This window comes from Flavobacterium calami (assembly GCF_038290035.1).
Lineage (GTDB): Bacteria > Bacteroidota > Bacteroidia > Flavobacteriales > Flavobacteriaceae > Flavobacterium > Flavobacterium calami.
In genome coordinates this window covers 55,398-74,319 of record NZ_JBBYHS010000010.1, presented here as the reverse complement: position 1 = coordinate 74,319, position 18,922 = coordinate 55,398, and the positions used below count along the sequence as shown (strand labels likewise).

The 18,922-nt window shown below is 36.2% G+C and carries 15 protein-coding genes; 11 read left to right on the top strand and 4 right to left on the bottom strand.

Translation table 11 applies throughout. The features are described from left to right. Window positions 1-53: 53 nt before the first annotated feature. Entirely contained in the window at window positions 54-710 is a 657-nt protein-coding gene (locus AAEO57_RS10635) for a DUF6565 domain-containing protein (protein ID WP_341692365.1), read from the bottom strand. 287 nt (window positions 711-997) lie between these two features. On the opposite strand from AAEO57_RS10635, the gene AAEO57_RS10630 reads away from it, so the two are divergent. From AAEO57_RS10630 to AAEO57_RS10600, 7 genes are all read left to right on the top strand, one after another. After that, window positions 998-1,690 (top strand): ABC transporter ATP-binding protein, encoded by a 693-nt coding sequence (locus AAEO57_RS10630; RefSeq protein ID WP_341692363.1) that lies wholly within the window; start codon window positions 998-1,000, stop codon window positions 1,688-1,690. 80 nt (window positions 1,691-1,770) lie between these two features. Beyond that, window positions 1,771-2,340, top strand: a complete 570-nt coding sequence (locus AAEO57_RS10625) for a cob(I)yrinic acid a,c-diamide adenosyltransferase (RefSeq protein ID WP_341692361.1) — start codon at window positions 1,771-1,773, stop codon at window positions 2,338-2,340. A 216-nt stretch (window positions 2,341-2,556) separates the two neighbouring features. Beyond that, window positions 2,557-2,778 (top strand): DUF2795 domain-containing protein, encoded by a 222-nt coding sequence (locus AAEO57_RS10620; RefSeq protein ID WP_007138072.1) that lies wholly within the window; start codon window positions 2,557-2,559, stop codon window positions 2,776-2,778. Between the two features lie 88 nt (window positions 2,779-2,866). After that, window positions 2,867-6,208 carry a preprotein translocase subunit SecA gene (gene secA, locus AAEO57_RS10615; protein WP_341692358.1) on the top strand — a complete coding sequence of 1,114 codons (3,342 nt, stop codon included), beginning with the start codon at window positions 2,867-2,869 and terminating at the stop codon, window positions 6,206-6,208. 244 nt (window positions 6,209-6,452) lie between these two features. Beyond that, a complete protein-coding gene (locus AAEO57_RS10610; RefSeq protein ID WP_341692356.1) occupies window positions 6,453-6,830 on the top strand; it encodes a hypothetical protein in 378 nt (125 codons plus the stop codon). 87 nt (window positions 6,831-6,917) lie between these two features. After that, the gene (locus AAEO57_RS10605; RefSeq protein ID WP_341692354.1) at window positions 6,918-9,077 is read left to right on the top strand and encodes a TonB-dependent receptor; all 2,160 of its coding nucleotides are present in this window, start codon (window positions 6,918-6,920) and stop codon (window positions 9,075-9,077) included. A gap of 93 nt (window positions 9,078-9,170) precedes the next feature. Beyond that, window positions 9,171-10,769 (top strand): PepSY domain-containing protein, encoded by a 1,599-nt coding sequence (locus tag AAEO57_RS10600; RefSeq protein WP_341692352.1) that lies wholly within the window; start codon window positions 9,171-9,173, stop codon window positions 10,767-10,769. Window positions 10,770-10,877: 108 nt separating this feature from the next. On the opposite strand, the gene AAEO57_RS10595 is transcribed toward AAEO57_RS10600, so the two are convergent. Both AAEO57_RS10595 and AAEO57_RS10590 read right to left on the bottom strand, forming a co-directional pair. Beyond that, a complete protein-coding gene (locus AAEO57_RS10595; RefSeq protein WP_341692350.1) occupies window positions 10,878-11,540 on the bottom strand; it encodes a TrmH family RNA methyltransferase in 663 nt (220 codons plus the stop codon). 86 nt (window positions 11,541-11,626) lie between these two features. After that, window positions 11,627-12,073: a hypothetical protein gene (locus AAEO57_RS10590; protein WP_341692348.1), complete on the bottom strand. Its 447-nt coding sequence runs from the start codon at window positions 12,071-12,073 to the stop codon at window positions 11,627-11,629. 161 nt (window positions 12,074-12,234) lie between these two features. Between AAEO57_RS10590 and AAEO57_RS10585 the strand changes: the two genes are divergently transcribed. The 4 genes from AAEO57_RS10585 to AAEO57_RS10570 all read left to right on the top strand — a co-directional run bounded on the left by AAEO57_RS10585 (window position 12,235) and on the right by AAEO57_RS10570 (window position 18,087). Further along, entirely contained in the window at window positions 12,235-13,545 is a 1,311-nt protein-coding gene (locus AAEO57_RS10585) for a BNR repeat-containing protein (RefSeq protein WP_341692346.1), read from the top strand. 13 nt (window positions 13,546-13,558) lie between these two features. Then, complete coding sequence (locus AAEO57_RS10580) at window positions 13,559-14,248, top strand: SIR2 family NAD-dependent protein deacylase (RefSeq protein WP_341692344.1); 690 nt, start codon at window positions 13,559-13,561, stop codon at window positions 14,246-14,248. 79 nt (window positions 14,249-14,327) lie between these two features. Further along, window positions 14,328-15,674, top strand: coding sequence for an adenylosuccinate lyase (gene purB, locus AAEO57_RS10575; protein ID WP_341692342.1), 1,347 nt, complete (start codon window positions 14,328-14,330; stop codon window positions 15,672-15,674). Window positions 15,675-15,849: 175 nt separating this feature from the next. After that, window positions 15,850-18,087: a cation:proton antiporter domain-containing protein gene (locus AAEO57_RS10570; protein ID WP_341692340.1), complete on the top strand. Its 2,238-nt coding sequence runs from the start codon at window positions 15,850-15,852 to the stop codon at window positions 18,085-18,087. A gap of 121 nt (window positions 18,088-18,208) precedes the next feature. Here the strand turns inward: AAEO57_RS10570 and AAEO57_RS10565 are convergent, their stop codons facing one another. Beyond that, window positions 18,209-18,847, bottom strand: coding sequence for a peroxiredoxin (locus tag AAEO57_RS10565; RefSeq protein ID WP_341692338.1), 639 nt, complete (start codon window positions 18,845-18,847; stop codon window positions 18,209-18,211). Between the last annotated feature and the right edge of the window lie 75 nt (window positions 18,848-18,922).

The following is an 18,922-nucleotide window of genomic DNA, read 5'->3' as shown; positions in this document are numbered from 1 at the left end:
ATGACAACCATTTCTGATTGTCATTTTTCAAAATAATCTAAACCTAACTAACCTTATTCTTTTGCCTCTTTATTTTCTTCAGATTTCGCCCCCATTCTGTTTATTTTATACATTGGTGCAAATTTGATTTTCAATCCGGCAATTTTTCTGTTATCCTCCGCCGACAGTCCTTCTTTTTCAACTGTATTTTTACGGCTGTCAAGAGCTTCGTACATCAACTTGATTTCGTCCCAGTCTTCTCTTGAATATTTATCTTTATTGTCTTCTACTGTGTGCACAAACTGCTGATAAACACTGTGAATATTTTGAGCATTAACCCAGCTGAAATTCATATCATCACCCATTTTTCCCGCACCAAACAAAGCATCTCTTAATTGTTGTTTCGGACCTGGAGCCGGAACAAGCTGAGCAGTCAGTTCCTTTTTAAACTCCTCATATTTAATTTTGCTTTCATTTATTTTTTCAGTCGCAGCAGCATTATCTTTAATATCAGCCAGAGCTGCCTGAGCTTCCTGAGCTCTTCTGTCATATTCTGCTTCTACACTTTTCCAGTTGTCTTTTAAGTCTGCAACTGCTACATTTTTAACAGAGTCCACATATACTACATAGTTTTCTACTGTTTTTTGAGCTCTTTCCTGTTTTTCATCTTTACACGATGTCAACCCTAGTACTAATAATGTAATTCCTGCTGCTATTTTTAAATTTTTCATAATCTTGATTTTGTTTAATTAATATATATCCAAATTTACGAATCACCTCCCTCTATAAATTACATTATTATCATATTTTAAAAAATAAAAACATTTTAAAAATATAAAACACCAGAAATAATGATAATTATGCAAAATAAAATCAAAATGATATAACTGTTTTTTATATTAGAAGGACATATATTAAAGCATGCTTTAAAAAAGTCTATGTAACAAAATCCAATTCTACACTACTTATCATTTTATTGAAAAGTGTTTTGTACTTTTAAATCCAAAATGTAAGACAAATGGCTGAACCATTAATTAAAATAACCGACATCAGACGAAATTTTGTATTGGGCAACGAAATTGTATATGTGCTGAAGGGAATAAATCTTGAAATACAAAAAGGAGAATATGTAGCTTTAATGGGGCCTTCCGGATCCGGAAAATCTACTTTAATGAATTTATTGGGCTGCTTAGACACGCCAACTTCAGGAAGATATGTTTTAAACGGAAAAGATGTCAGCCAGATGAAAGATGATGAACTGGCAGAAATCAGGAATAAAGAGATTGGCTTTGTTTTTCAGACTTTCAATCTTTTACCCAGAACCACTGCACTCGACAACGTAGCGCTGCCAATGATTTATGCCGGGTATGGAAAATCTGAAAGAACTGCACGAGCCACAGAAGTTTTAAAACAAGTAAATCTTGCCGACAGAATGGATCACCAGCCGAACCAGCTCTCCGGAGGACAACGGCAGCGTGTAGCTGTTGCAAGAGCATTAGTAAACAAACCTTCAATTATATTAGCCGATGAACCAACAGGAAACTTAGACAGTAAAACGTCTGTAGAAATCATGAAGCTTTTTGGCGATATTCACGCTCAGGGAAATACCGTAATCCTGGTCACCCACGAAGAAGATATTGCGGCTTATGCACATCGTGTAATACGTTTACGTGACGGCTTAATTGAAAGTGATACACGTAAAGAAGTTTAACCGTTTATTTGGTTAATCGTTTAATCGTAACGAAGAGAAAACTTAGCATCTCAGCATCTTAGAACCTTAGCATCTTAAAAATGAAAGTATATACCAAAACAGGTGATAAAGGTACCACTGCTCTTTTTGGGGGAACCCGCGTACCGAAAGACCATATCCGAATTGACAGTTACGGAACTGTTGATGAACTGAATTCGTATATCGGGTTAATACGTGATCAGGAAATGGATTCGCATTATAAAACCATTTTAATCGAAATTCAGGATCGTCTTTTTACAGTTGGTGCCATTTTGGCAACCCCGCAGGAAAAAGAGGTATTAAAAAACGGAAAACTTCGTTTAGAAAATCTGGGGATCATAGATTCGGATATTGATTTACTGGAAAAAGAAATTGATTCTATGGATGAAAGTCTTCCGCCAATGACTCATTTTGTTTTGCCGGGTGGCCACCCAACCGTGTCACATTGTCATATAGCCCGCTGTATTTGTCGCCGGGCAGAGCGTTTAGCGGTACATTTGAGCCATAACGAACATGTCCCGGAAATTGCAATTACATACTTAAACCGACTTTCTGACTACCTTTTTGTCTTGGCACGGAAGTTGTCCTCAGACTTAAAAGCGGAGGAAGTAAAATGGATTCCCAGAAAGTAAACAGTCGCAGTTTTTAGTTTTCAGACTGCAAACCAGCTTGAAAACTGAATACAGAAAAGCACAGTAATTAGCAGCAAATTTCAGTTTTAAAACTGAGAACTGGCACGGAAAACTGAGTACTAGCGAAGACGTTCTTAAATTTTATTAAAATAAATCAATTTTTACTTGTCTTTTTCAGTAAAAAATTTATTTTTGCACAAACTAAATCGACAAAAGATGTATTGGACATTAGAATTAGCATCCTATTTAAGTGATGCACCGTGGCCTGCTAACAAAGACGAACTTATTGACTACGCCATTAGAGCAGGAGCTCCTTTGGAAGTAGTAGAAAACCTGCAGTCGATTGAAGACGAGGGAGAGATATACGAATCAATGGAAGAAATTTGGCCTGATTATCCAACAGACGAAGATTATCTTTGGAATGAGGATGAATATTAAAAAATAAACCAAATGAAAAAGTCTCATCACAGAGGCTTTTTTTTTGGTTCAAATACATATATTATAAATAAAAGAAATACAATAAATCATGAGTTTCATAAACAGTATTATTAAAGTCTTTGTGGGTGATAAATCACAGAAAGATGTCAAAGCTTTACAACCTTATTTAAATAAAATTAAAACATTCGAAGCTCCTTTAATGAGTCTGTCAAATGACGAATTAAGAGCAAGAACCGTTTATTTTAAAGACAGAATAAAAGAAGCCAGAGCTGACAAAGATGCTAAAATTGCTGCGCTTAAAGCGGAAGTAGAAAACATCGAAGACATCGATAAAAGAGAAGACCTTTATGATGCAATAGATGCTCTTGAAAAAGAAGCTTATGAAATCTCTGAAAAAACTTTATTGGAAATTCTTCCAGAAGCGTTCTCTGTAGTAAAAGAAACGGCTCGCCGTTTTAAAGAAAATTCTTTTATTGAAGTTACCGCAACTGCAAAAGACCGTGAATTCTCAGCTGCAAAATCTTATATTACTATCGAAGGCGATAAAGCTATCTGGGCTAACAAATGGAATGCTGCAGGTAAAGATATCACCTGGGATATGATTCACTATGATGTTCAGTTAATTGGCGGTATGGTATTGCACGAAGGTAAAGTTGCCGAAATGCAAACTGGAGAAGGTAAAACTTTGGTAGCTACACTTCCTCTTTACTTAAACGCTTTGACCGGAAATGGAGTTCACTTAGTAACGGTGAATGACTACTTAGCAAAACGTGATAGCACGTGGAAAGCTCCTTTATTCGAATTCCACGGTTTATCTGTAGACTGTATCGACAACCACCAGCCAAGTACAGAAGCACGAAAAAAAGCGTATGATGCCGATATCACTTACGGAACCAACAATGAGTTTGGTTTTGATTACTTAAGAGATAACATGGCGCATTCTCCAGCCGATTTAGTGCAGAGAAAACACAATTTTGCTATTGTCGATGAGGTCGATTCTGTATTAATTGATGATGCCAGAACACCTCTTATTATTTCAGGACCGGTTCCTCAGGGAGATCGTCATGAATTTAACGAACTGAAACCAAAAATCGAAAACTTAGTTGCGCAACAGCGTCAGCTTGCAAATGGTTTCTTAGCTGAAGCTAAAAAATTAATCAAAGAAGGAAACACTAAAGAAGGAGGTTTCTTATTATTAAGAGCTTACAGAAGTTTACCTAAAAACAAAGCTTTAATTAAATTTTTAAGTGAAGAAGGAGTTAAACAATTGCTTCAGAAAACTGAAAATCAATACATGCAGGATAACAATCGTGAAATGCACAAAGTGGATGAAGCTTTGTATTTTGTGATTGAAGAAAAAAACAATCAGGTAGAATTGACTGATAATGGTATCAAGTATCTTTCCGGAGATACCGATTCTGATTTCTTCGTTTTACCGGACATAGGAACAGAAATCGCTGCTATTGAAAAACAAAAATTAGACAAAGACGCTGAAGCGGAAGCCAAAGAAAGATTATTTCAGGATTTTGGTGTAAAAAGCGAGCGTATTCATACTTTGACTCAGCTTTTAAAAGCGTATGCTTTATTCGAAAAAGATGTTGAGTACGTTATCATGGACAACAAAATTATGATTGTCGATGAGCAGACAGGCCGTATCATGGATGGACGCCGCTATTCAGATGGTCTTCATCAGGCGATCGAAGCAAAAGAAAATGTGAAAATTGAAGCTGCTACTCAGACTTTTGCCACTATTACATTACAGAATTATTTCAGAATGTACAACAAATTAGGCGGTATGACTGGTACTGCTGTTACAGAAGCTGGCGAGTTATGGCAGATTTACAAACTGGATGTTGTTGAAATTCCAACTAACCGTCCTATTGCAAGACAAGACAAAGAAGATTATATCTACAAAACTACCCGTGAGAAATTCAACGCTGTTATTGAAGATGTAACTGAATTATCAAAAGCAGGAAGACCTGTATTGATCGGAACAACTTCTGTAGAGATTTCAGAATTATTAAGCCGAATGCTTAAAATGAGAGGAATCCCACACAACGTATTGAATGCTAAAATGCACAAGCAGGAAGCACAAATCGTTGAAGAAGCTGGTAAAGCCGGAGTGGTAACCATTGCCACAAACATGGCAGGTCGTGGTACCGATATTAAATTATCTCCAGAAGTAAAAGCTGCGGGAGGTTTAGCCATCGTGGGTACAGAGCGTCATGATTCACGCCGTGTAGACAGACAGTTACGTGGTCGTTCTGGTCGTCAGGGAGATCCGGGAAGTTCTCAGTTCTACGTTTCTCTTGAAGATAACTTAATGCGTTTATTCGGTTCTGAAAGAGTTGCAAAAGTAATGGACAGAATGGGATTGAAAGAAGGCGAAGTTATTCAGCATTCTATGATGACTAAGTCTATCGAACGTGCCCAGAAAAAAGTAGAAGAAAACAACTTTGGTGTTCGTAAACGTTTATTAGAATATGATGACGTAATGAACTCTCAGCGTGAAGTAGTTTACAAACGCCGTCGTCACGCCTTGTTCGGAGAGCGTCTAAAACTTGATATCGCAAACATGCTTTATGATACTTGCGAATTAATTGTAAATAATACTAAAGTTGCTAATGATTTCAAAGGATTTGAATTTGATTTAATTCGCTACTTCGGAATCACTTCTCCAATTTCAGAAACAGATTTTGCTAAATTATCAGAAATTGAAGTTACCGGAAAAGTATATAAAGCCGCTTTAGGTTTTTACACTGAAAAAACAGAAAGAAGTGCCAGAGAAGCTTTCCCAATTATCAAAGGCGTTTTTGAAGAGCCAAACAACCATTTTGAAAGAATTGTAGTTCCTTTTACAGACGGAATCAAAACGCTGAATGTGGTAACTGACCTGAAAAAAGCTTACGAAAGCGAAGGTGCTCAGTTGATTGCTGATTTTGAAAAAAACATCACACTTTCTATAGTTGATGAGGCATGGAAAAAACATTTACGCAAAATGGATGAATTGAAACAATCTGTTCAGTTGGCGGTACACGAACAAAAAGATCCATTGCTTATTTACAAATTAGAAGCTTTCAACCTGTTTAGAACAACTTTGGACAACGTTAACAAAGAGGTTATTTCATTCTTATTCAAAGGTGATTTACCTGCTCAGAACGTCCCTGAAATTCACGAAGCAAGAGAAGTTCGCCAAAAAGAAAATTTGCAATTAACAAAAGACGAAATTCCAAACAGTGAAAATATCAACCGTGAAGCTGGCGAAACACAACAGCGTCAGGTTACAGAAACTATCGTTAGAGATATGCCAAAAATCAACAGAAATGACACTGTAACAGTTCAGGAAGTTGCTACCGGTAAAACTGAAACGATGAAGTACAAAAAAGCTGAAAGTCTTTTAGCTGCCGGAACATGGGTTTTGGTTAACTAATATTTTTTTTAGTTTTCAGTCGCAGTCTCCGTTTTCAGGCTAGTACTCAAATTACATATCAAACCCGACAGGTTTTAAAATCTGTCGGGTTTTTAGTTTTCATCATTCAGTCGCAGTCTCAGTTTACATACAGACTAAAAACTGAGACTGCGACTGTAAACTGAATACTAAAAAAAATCCCGAAACACTTAGTAATAAATGCGAATTAAATGTATTTTTGCATTCGAAAACAACGAAACACATTTTGAAACGATTTTTCGTCATATTTCTTTCCTGCATGCTATTAGTTCCTTCTTTTGGCAGTTTCTTTGTTTATACTTCATTCAAATTAAATCAGGAAGAAATTTCAAAAACCATCTGTGTGCAGCGCAAAATGATTTTTAATTCATGTAACGGGCGATGTGAACTTCAGAAAAGCTTAAAAAAATACGCAGACAACGAAAAAAGAATGCAAAACAATCTGAAAGAAAAAGTAGAGATTGTTTACATTCAAAATACGCCTACCGCTAATTATAAATTAGTAACCCCTATTGAATCCGGAGTAACAATTTTCAGTTCTTCAGACGAGAAACCTATCGCTGTTTCCAATTCAACTTTTCATCCTCCATCCTGTTTTATATAAATTCTGATGGCATTTTGCCAAAACTGAAAACCTGCTCTCAGGCATAAGCCAAAGAGAACTGGTTACTGTTAATTTATATAATTTCAAATGAAAAAAATTTGCTTTACCCTGTTAATCATAGGGCAATGTGTCTTTGCACAAAACAAAACGAAGCAGGACACAACAAAATCTCAGGAGCTTGAAAACGTTTTTATAACTGCCAATCGCACCGCCACTTTACGAAAAGAAACCCCAGTTGCCATCAGCAAATTAACTGCTAAAACTATTAACGAAACCAAAGCAACAGCGGTTTACGAGATCATAAACAAAACACCCGGCGTTTTAATGGTGAATTTGGGAAACGAACAGCACATGATGTCGATTCGTCAGCCTATGACCACCAATGCATACTATTTATATCTGGAAGATGGCTTGCCAATTCGCCCAATGGGAATCTTCAACCACAATGCTTTATTAGAGATTAACCAATATAATTTACAAAGTATTGAAGTTGTCAAAGGTCCCGTTTCTTCTTTATACGGACCAGAAGCTGTAGGCGGAACTATCAATTTAATTTCAATAAAACCGCCTGTTGACCCTGAGTTTAAATTCGGAATTCAGGCCAATAATTACGGCTACAGAAGATTTCAGGCTGCTGGTGGTGCAACGATTGGAAAAGTTGGTTTTCATATTGCCGGAATATCCAGTTTACAGGAAAACGGCTGGATGACGTATTCTGATTACAATAAAGACAATCTGAATGCGAGAATCGATTACAACATTTCACCTTCTACCCGATTGATCAGTAACACCATGTACGGAAAATATTATTCTGACATGAGCGGGAGTGTGAATGAAGAAGCCTTTAACAACAGAACTTATAAAAGCACAACCGATTTTACGTATAGAAAATCAGACGCTTTAAGAACACGTTTAACGCTTGAACACGACTGGAACAGCAATTCAAGCAGTTATATTACAGTCTATCTGCGTGATAACAAATTAGGCCAAAATCCTTCATACGGAATAAAATGGAGCCCGACAGTAAATCCAACAACCGCAAAAGGTGAAGTTAATTCGAATAACTTTAAAAGTTACGGCGCAATTGGACAGCACACTCAAAATTTTAATTTTTTAAATGCAAAACTTGTTGCAGGTGCTTTATATGATTACTCTCCTGTAACCTACTGGTCTTATGTAATCGATTTGAAAGCCAATTTAAATCCGGGAGAACCAGGGAAACAAACCGTAGATTCATATGAAATTATTGCAGAACGTCCGGACTCAAAATTAGCAGATTATTCTGCTGATATTTTCAATTACGCAGAATATGCTCAATTGAGTTTTAATCTTTTTGAAAAGTTAATTTTGACATTTGGCAGTAGATATGACAACATGAAAGTCAAATACGAAAATGCTTTAGATAAATCTAGCGGAAGTAAAGTCTATGATAAAATAACTCATAAAGCAGGTGCAAATTACAATCCGTTTGAATTCGCAGGCTTTTATGGTAACTATTCACAAGGTTTTGCACCTCCTGGCATTACTTCAATTTTCAGGGCTAAATCTGGAACAGGCGGCTCAACAGGTGTTCCTGCTGAATTTTATTATAACCTGAAACCGGCAGATTTCGACAACTATGAGATTGGCGGATGGGTTTCCTTCTTTCAAAATAAATTAAACCTGGACTATGCATTCTATTATATGGAAGGAAAAAATGAATTATTGAGTATCAAACTGCCTGATAATTCAACCGATTATCGTTCGGCTGGAGAAACCCGTCATAAAGGAATTGAATTTGGAGCTTCATACAGACCGTCGCAGCAATTCAATTTTCGTCTTGGCGGAACTTATGCTCAGCACACTTACATCGATTTTAAACTTTCGGACAAGCCGTCAGATCCTGTTCAGAATCTGAACGGAAAAGAAATGCCGGCTGCTCCAAGATGGTCCGGAAATTCAGAGGTAAGCTATTACCCAAACTGGCTTCCTAATTTAAGAACTTCAATTGAATGGCAGCTTGTGGGCAGTTACTATCAGGATCAGATTAATAGCGTAAAATATGACGGTTACAACTTGTTCAATGCCCGAATTGGCTATCAATGGAAAAAAATTGAGATTTACGGAAATGTAATGAATCTTACCGATAAATTATACGCGTATAATGTTTCGAGAACGAATATCGCAAACGCTCAGCCCACCTATACCGCTGCAGCACCCAGAACTTTTGTGTTCGGAATACAATATAATTTTTCACTAAAAAAATAATGATAAGAAGCTAATCCCGCTCTCCGCTGTATCTTTTGTGGCGAACCCCGCCACAAAAGGATGCCGCTTCGATCGGGGCTAAAAAACGGAACAATGAGCAAAGAAATAACAGCCAAAAAATTCAAAAAGAAGGATTCTAAAATAGTAAAGAAAATCAAACAGCACATGTACAAATGGCATCGTGCGATTGGTTTAATTACGATTATTCCGGTAATCTTCTGGACATTATCCGGTTTGATGCATCCGTTTATGGCGCATTTTTTCAAACCCGAAATTGCCCATGATAAACTGGAACAACAAACTATTGATAAAAGCCAATTGCATTTTTCGATTCAGGAAGTACTGAAACAAAACTTCATCAATGATTTCAAAAACTTTAGAATCGTTCAATTCAATAATACTACTTATTATCAGGTAAAAATGATTCCCGGTGATTTACTGTACTTTGATGCATCAAATGCAAAAAAACTCGAAAACGGAGACCAGAAATATGCCGAATGGCTTTCGAGATATTTTTTGGATGACCAAAAAAGTACTGTAAAAAAGAGTGAAATTGTAACCGAATTTACTTCGCAATACAAATATATAAACCGTTATTTACCGGTTTACAAATTAACTTTCGACCGTCCTGACACAATGGAAATTTATGTCGAAACCTCATCAGGCAAACTCGCTACTTTTAATCCGGCTTCACGCCAATGGTTTATCTGGTTTTTCGATACTTTTCATAACTGGTCCTTTATAGATGCCATTTCAAACAACAGTATCCGAATTATTACCATGATTTTCCTGTTATCTATCATTGCATTTTCTGCTCTGAGCGGAATCTTGATTTACGGCTTACTTTGGAAACAATTCAAAAAAACAGATAGTTTACAACCTAAAAAAGGACTTCGAAAATACCATCGCCAAATCGGAATCTGGGTTTCGCTTTTTACCTTGACATTTGCTTTTAGCGGCGCTTATCATGCTACTACAAAATGGGCTCCATACACTTTATCCCAAATGGTTTTCGAACCTACTTTTGCAACCAAAGAAATTCAGATTGCGAATAATAACCTGAATTTAGACTGGAATCGTTTTCAAAATGCAAGTATCATTACTTTAAATGACACTATTTATTTCCGTTGTCAGTTATTAGAAAAAGAAAAGTTCAAAAAACCAAAAGCCGATTCAGGTTCAAAATGGAGTAAAAAAGACAATAAAAAATCTGAAGTCGTTTACATCAATGCAACCACAAATAAAATCGTTCCAAACATTGATCTTCAATACGCCGAATTTCTTGCCTATTATTTTACAGACGGCGCTCCAAAAGCATCCTGCTGTGAAATGATTGATACATCAGAAGAAGATTCACAACCCTCTTTTGAAAATATAAAATTGCTGGAATCAAAAGTTTTGAATGACTTTGAAAGCAGAGAATACGGCTTTGTCAATAAAAGACTTCCGGTAGTAAAACTGGCTTATGACACACCCGAGAAAACCACTTATTTTATTGAAACTTCAACATCAAGACTGGCGGCAGTTATCAATAATTCAGACCGTGTTGAAGGTTACTCGTTTGCCATTCTTCACAAATTTTTATTTATGGACTGGGCCGGAAAGAACATTCGTGACCTAAGCATGGTTTTGGCCGCATTGACGATATTAATTGTTAGTGTTCTTGGGTTTATTTTGTTTTTGAAGAAATAGTATCGTTTTATTCCTGCAAGGTCTTTTTTGACCTTGTAGGAATTTAAACCATCAATAAACAGACCTACAAGGTTTTAAAAACGTTGCAGGAAACGTAAATAAGTAAATTTATCGGGGATTCTCCTGATAATAACGTGCTTCAATACGTTTAATATCTTTTATGGAGTTTTTTGCCCAATCCAAACGCTTTACCAAAATTTCTTCATCAGACAGTTGCCATTTTATATCGGATCTTCTGAGTCTGTTGGTAAGATCCTGAATTATAATAGCAGCAGAAACCGAAATATTCAGACTTTCGGTAAAACCAACCATTGGAATTTTCAGGAAACCATCAGCATTGTCCATAATTTCTTTAGACAATCCTTCTTTTTCTGTCCCAAAAAATAATGCGCTTGGTTTTGATATGTCAAAATCTTCCAGCATACAGTCCTGTTCGTGAGGTGTTGTTGCGATGATTTGATAACCTTTGCTTTTTAAATCCGAAAGACATCCTGAAACCGAATCAAATCGATTGATGTCTACCCATTTCTGGGCACCAAGAGCAATTTCTTTATCAATTCGTTTCCCAAAACGCTGTTCGATAACATTTAATTCCTGAATTCCAAAAACCTCACAGCTGCGCATTACCGCACTTGTATTATGCATTTGGTACACATCTTCTACTGCAACTGTAAAATGTTTGGTACGGTTTTCCAGAACATGCAGAAATCTTTCTTTACGGTTGTCAGTTAGTATATTTTCAAGAAAAGCGAGGTAATCTAAATCAATCATTTTGGTTATGTTTGCGGCAAAAATAATAAAAAATTCAGGTAAGAAGATTATGCTTTTGAAGTTTAAGAATCAACTTAAAACCATAATCAGTGGTGAAAGTTTTTATCAAATAAAGGCAAAAAACCTTTTATCGATTCGTTACTCGTACAAAATGCTATTTCGGTAAGTTTCATTCGTGTATAATCCGCAAAAGTTTTTATTATCATTATGTTTTTCTTTTCATCATAATAACCCACAAGGTTCTCCCATTGTTTTACTTTAGTTGGCTCAAAATTTCCAATAAATTCGTTTTTCAATTCTTCAAATTGAGCATCAAGATATCCTTCTGTCTTAGTAAAACTTACATCTAATAATAAAGAATCTTTTTTTGAAAATGAAAAATATGCGGTCTCTGAATCACTGATTAATTTCTTTTGAACAAAAGTTTTATCTGTAATTGTTTTTCCAAATTTATTCTGAACTTTATAGTAATTGACTTTTAGCTGACCAAAAGAAAAATTACAAACTATTAGCAAAATATATACTATTTTCATTTTCTGATTTTAATATGAAGCTAAAATAACTATTTCATTTTAAAAATTTCTCATTTGATTATTTGTAAATCTTAAACCTAAAACTGGTATGTTTTGATTCGTACTATTCCTAAAATCGTTTATTTTTACTAATCACTAACTACCTCATAAAATTAGCCTTAATGATCAAGCATTTTTACAAAAGCATTTTGTGTGCTTTATGTCTTACTCTTTTTGCCTGTGCAACAAAACCTGCTAAAGAAATCCCTGTTGGATACGGATGGAGCAATAATTCTGTCAATACCGTTAAATTCAGAAAAAATGCTGTAACTACTTTCAAAGAATTTCAGTTTACTGCCTATTATGATGAAAATGGAACAGTAGTTTTAGGCAAAAGAAAGCTAAATACAGACATTTGGAAAATAGTAAAAACACCTTATTCCGGTAATTCAAAAGATGCTCATAACAGCATCAGTATTGCCGTAGACGGAGATGGTTTCCTACATGTAAGCTGGGATCATCACGACACAAAACTCCGATATGCTAAAAGCAAATCTCCGTTAAGTTTAGATTTAGACAAAGAAGAATCAATGACCGGAATTGCTGAACAAAAAGTAACGTATCCTGAATTTTATAATTTATCAAACGGAAATTTATTGTTTTTTTATCGTTCAGGTGCTTCCGGAAGAGGCAATATGATTATTAATTCCTATGCTGTGAAAGACAAAAAATGGTCACAAATTCAAAGCAATTTATTAAACGGCGAAGATAAAAGAAGTGCTTACTGGCAGGCAAAAGTAGATACAAAAGGCACCATACATCTTTCCTGGGTCTGGAGAGAAAGCTGGGATGTATCCACTAATCATGATATTTGTTATGCCCGCTCAAAAGATGGCGGTTTGACCTGGGAAAAATCAAACGGAGAAAAATACAATTTGCCCATAACGGTTGCATCGGCAGAAATTGCATGGAAAATCCCTGAAAAATCGAGTTTAATTAACCAAACTTCGATGACGGCTGACGAAAACGGAAACCCTTATATCGCTAATTATTGGAGCGAAAATGATATTCCGCAGTTTCAGATTGTTTATTTAGAAAATGGTAGCTGGAAAAAATCAAATACCGGTTTTCGAACAACTCCTTTTTCTCTTGGAGGAGGCGGTACCAAAAAAATCCCGATTTCCAGACCCGATTTATTAATTAAAGAAGAAGGAAAAAATCGCTATTTGTACCTTCTTTTTAGAGACCGCGAAAGAGAAAACAAAGTGTCAATGGCTTACACCAATTTAAGCAAGGACAGTAATTGGAAAGTAACCGATTTAACCTCAATCGCAATAGGAGAATGGGAACCTAATTATGATATTTCACTTTGGGAAAAGCAAAAAAAACTTCATATCTTTCTTCAAAATGTAAATCAGGTTGACGGAGAAGGTCTGGCAAAGTCAGAACCGACAATGGTACGGATATTAGAAGTGAATCAATTACCCAAATAATTGCAATACAATAATGAAAAAGAAATTAGTAGTGTTAACCGGAGCCGGAATAAGTGCCGAAAGCGGTATCAAAACTTTTCGCGACAGCGACGGATTATGGGAAGGCCATGACGTAATGGAAGTAGCAACTCCCGAAGGCTGGCATAAAAATCAGGAACTAGTTTTAGACTTTTACAATAAAAGACGGCAACAGCTTAAAGAAGTCGAGCCAAATTTAGGACACCAAATTTTAGCCGAGTTAGAGAAAGATTTTGATGTTTACATCATCACTCAAAATGTTGACGATTTACATGAAAGAGCCGGCAGTTCCAAAGTTTTACATTTACATGGAGAATTACTAAAAGTCAGAAGTACCAAAAATCGGGATTTGATTTTAGACTGGACTGATGATTTAATCACGGGAGATTTAGATGAAAACGGACATCAGCTGCGACCGCATATTGTCTGGTTTGGCGAAGATGTTCCGGCACTTGAAGAAGCCATAGCCATAACGGAGACCGCTGATTATTTTGCCGTTATCGGAACTTCTCTTCAGGTTTATCCTGCTGCAGGGCTAATTAGTTACACCTATAGGACTACGCCGGTTTTCTACATTGATCCAAAGCCAATTGCGATTCCGAATATTAAAAACAAGGTTGAAACAATCGCAAAATTTGCCTCGGAAGGAGTTGCAGATTTACGAGTCCGATTAAATTCATTTTGAATGCACAAATGCGCTTTATAATTACCTGTAATCACCAAATTCTGTTTATATTTGCACCTTTCGAAAAAACAACATAACGATGACTACTCTAAACGAATTGAATGCTATATCACCGATTGACGGAAGATATAGAAGTAAAACCCAAAATTTAGCACCTTTTTTCTCTGAAGAAGCTTTAATAAAATATCGTGTATTAGTTGAAGTGGAGTACTTTATTGCTTTATGCGAAATTCCTTTGCCACAGCTAAAAGACGTAGATTCAAATTTATTTGACAGTTTACGAAACATTTACAAAAATTTCTCTACTGAAGATGCCCTTTGGATTAAAGAAACGGAGAAAGTAACCAACCATGATGTAAAAGCGGTGGAATACTTTATCAAAGATGCTTTTGAAAAATTAGGTTTATCGCAATACAAAGAGTTCATTCACTTCGGATTAACCTCTCAGGACATTAACAATACTGCTATTCCGCTTTCTACAAAAGAAGCGTTTGAGCAAGTTTATATGCCTTCATTAATCACTTTAATTTCTAAATTGAAAGAATTAAGCGTTGAATGGAAGGATATTCCAATGCTGGCGCGTACACACGGTCAGCCGGCCTCTCCTACTCGTTTAGGGAAAGAAATTTTAGTTTTTGTAGAGCGTTTAGAAGAGCAGATGCGTTTGTTGTTCAATGTTCCGTTTGCTGCTAAATTTGGTGGCGCAACTGGAAACTTCAATGCACATCATGTTGCTTATCCACAAATCGACTGGAAGCAGTTCGGAACTAAATTTGTTGAAACTGATTTAGGCTTAAGCCATTCATTCCCGACTACTCAAATTGAACATTACGATCATTTTGCTGCTTTTTTTGACGGCTTAAAAAGAATCAACAATATCATTATCGACTTAGATCGTGACATCTGGACGTATGTCTCTATGGATTATTTCAAGCAAAAAATCAAAGCGGGAGAAATTGGTTCATCGGCAATGCCGCATAAAGTAAACCCGATTGACTTTGAAAATTCAGAAGGAAACTTAGGAATTGCAAATGCTATTTTTGAACATTTAGCTGCTAAATTGCCGATCTCAAGATTACAACGTGATTTGACTGACAGTACTGTTTTAAGAAATGTTGGAGTTCCGGTAGGACACACCATTATTGCTTTTGAAGCAACTTTGAAAGGATTGAACAAATTACTTTTGAACGAAGCTAAATTTGCTGAAGATTTAGAGAAAAACTGGGCAGTTGTGGCAGAAGCGATTCAGACTATTTTACGTCGTGAAGCCTATCCAAATCCGTATGAAGCTCTAAAAGGTCTGACCAGAACAAATGAAGCTATTGATAAAAATGCTATTCATAGTTTTATCGCAACTTTAGAAGTTTCTGATTCCGTTAGAGCAGAATTAATGGCAATAACTCCTGGCAATTACACTGGAATTTAAAGAAAACCTAAAATATTTTGTCAAAAAAAGCTATCTTTATCGGGATAGCTTTTTTTATTTAAACCCGAGAATTAGCCCAGATTAATTCACCTAACTTTTATTTCTATAGGAGTTGAGTGAATTTCATTTAAAATTGAAAACTGGGTTAAACTCCTGAAAAAAAATACCACCTTTTATGATTGCCTTAACCGCCGCTGCTGAAACTACACACCATTTACAACCTTTGATCAGTGATCTGGGATTAATCCTGATGACTGCCGGAATTGCTGTACTTATTTTTAAAAAAATGAAACAGCCTCTGGTCTTGGGATACCTGATTGCAGGTTTTTTAGCCGGAAACCATTTTGACTTTTTCCCTTCGATAACCGACATGAAAAGTGTCGAAGTCTGGGCTGAAATCGGGGTTATATTTCTCCTTTTTAGTTTAGGACTCGAATTCAGTTTTAAGAAACTAATGAAAGTTGGAGGAACCTCCTCTGTTACAGCCATAACCCAGATTGCATTCATGACACTCATTGGTTATTGTGTGGGACAATGGATGGGCTGGAGCAAAATGGATAGTATTTTTCTCGGGGCGACACTTTCGATTTCTTCTACAACCATTATTATCAGAGCGTTTGATGAATTGGGTGTTAAAGGAAAAAAATTCGTTGGAATTGTTTTCGGAGCTTTGATTGTTGAGGATATAGTCGCGATTTTAATGCTTGTTTTGTTGTCTACAATTGCTGTAAGTAATGAAGTTTCAGGAGGCGCTTTGCTGCAATCGGTTTTGAAATTGGTTTTCTTTTTAATTATTTGGTTTTTGGGCGGAATCTTTATTATTCCGACCATTCTGAAAAAGGCCAAACATCTTCTAACCGATGAAATGCTGCTTATCATTTCTCTTGCGATGTGCCTGATGATGGTAATTTTTGCTGCAAATGTTGGTTTTTCTCCTGCTCTTGGCGCTTTTATCATGGGTTCTATTATTGCTGAAACCACTCAGGCCGAAAAAATTGAGCATTTAATTCAGCCTGTAAAAGACTTATTTGGTGCGGTTTTCTTTGTATCGGTAGGAATGTTAATTAATCCGGTAACCTTAGTTGATTTCGCACTTCCTGTTGTCATTATTACATTAGTAACAATTTTCGGAAAGGCACTGAGTTCATCAATCGGAGCCTTATTATCGGGGCAGCCTTTGAAACAATCGGTACAAACCGGAATGAGTCTCGCACAAATTGGCGAGTTCTCTTTTATCATTGCAACTTTAGGCATGACACTCAAAGTAACAAGCGGTTTCCTGTATCCTATAATTGTAGCAGTCTCTGCGATTACCACATTTACAACACCTTTCTTAATTAAATATTCGGAATCATTTGCATTGGTTTTAGAACAAAAAATGCCCAAAAAATGGGTTAAAAACATTAATCGTTATAGTGTGAATGCTCAGGCTATCAAATCGGTAAGCATGTGGCAAATTGTGCTGCGTTCTTCGATAACGCAAATAATTCTTCATACTATCATCATAACTGCAATTGTTTTATTGTCCTCCAAATTTGTAGCGCCTTTGGTGGCAGATACCCGTTTCGGAAATACATTGGCAGCCCTTTTAACTCTGGTAGTAATTGCTCCGTTTTTATGGGCACTTTCTCTGCGTCGTGTCAAAGTGGAAGAGGTTGAAATATTATGGGAAGAACGTAAATATCGCGGCGCACTTTTAATGCTTATCCTGATTAGAATGAGTATTGGATTGTTTTTTGTTGGATTTTTATTAAATATATTCTTTTCGCCTACAGTGGCATTTGTTGCCTTGATTATTGCTATCGCTGCTTACCAGATATTCCCTAAAAAACTGAACGAACAATATCATAAAATCGAAAATCACTTTTTGAAAAATTTAAATGATCGTGAAAACAAAAAAATTGACAGAAGATATGCCAATTTAATGCCCTGGGACGGTCACATGTCTATTTTTGACATTGGAAAAGAATCTAACCTTGCGGGAAAAACATTAGAAGAATTACGCATTAGAGAATCAATGGGAATTAATATTGCGTACATCAGACGCGGAGAAGTCACAATTCCGATTCCGACTAAAACCGAACGTTTATTTCCGGGAGATGAAATTTCAGTAATTGGTACTGATGCTCAAATTACTGAGTTTACGAATTATTTGAACCAGAACGAAATTGATGCGCCTAAAAATGTAGAAGAATCTGAAGTTGTACTACGCCAACTGGAAGTTTCTAATGAAGACTTTACAGAAAAAAGCATTGGCCAGTTTAGAGGAAAAACCGGGGGAATGGTTGTTGGGATCGAGAGAAACGGAAACCGAATCCTAAATCCTGAATCCAGCCTGATTTTGAAGCAAAATGACATTATATGGGTAGTTGGAGAGAAGAAAAAAATGGCTGAGTTGCTAAAAAGCCGCTAAGAAGTTCAGAGACTAAGTTGCTACGTTTTTTTCCTAGTACCAATAAACTTATAAGGTGCTAATTTCACAAGATCATAACCTCAGAAACTTAGCACCTTAATATCTTAGAAGCTAAAAAAACTTATTTATTCGGTTGCGGTGTTAAACGCAAGTACGGCTTTATTGGCGTATGTCCTTTTGGGAATTTTTCCGGAATATCACTATCCGGAATTGCAGGTGCGATTACCACATCCTGACCATCCTTCCAGTTTGCCGGAGTAGCAACGCTATAATTTGCTGTTAGCTGAAGACTGTCAATAACACGAAGCAATTCGTCAAAATTTCTTCCAGTTGAAGCCGGGTATGTTAAAGTCAGTTTGATTTTTTTATCAGGACCTATTACAAAAACAGAACGCACTGTAAATTTATCGCTTGCATTTGGGTGCAGCATATCATATAAATTTGCTACTTTTTTATCTTCGTCTGCAATAATAGGGAAGTTAACTTCTGTATTTTGTGTTTCGTTAATATCTTTTATCCACTCTTTATGTGATTCTAAACCATCAACACTCAAAGCAATAACTTTAGTGTTTCTTTTGGTAAATTCAGGAACGTAATTGGCTACAGTACCTAATTCAGTTGTACAAACCGGAGTAAAATCTGCCGGATGCGAAAATAAAACGCCCCATGAATCTCCCAGCCATTCATGAAAATTAATTGTTCCCTGCGTGGTTTCAGCCTGAAAATCCGGAGCTATATCGCCTAATCGTAATGTTGACATAATTATATTTTTTTAGTTCCTCTAAAATTAACTAAAAAATGCATTCAGAAAACAATCAAAATTTAAAAATAAGTT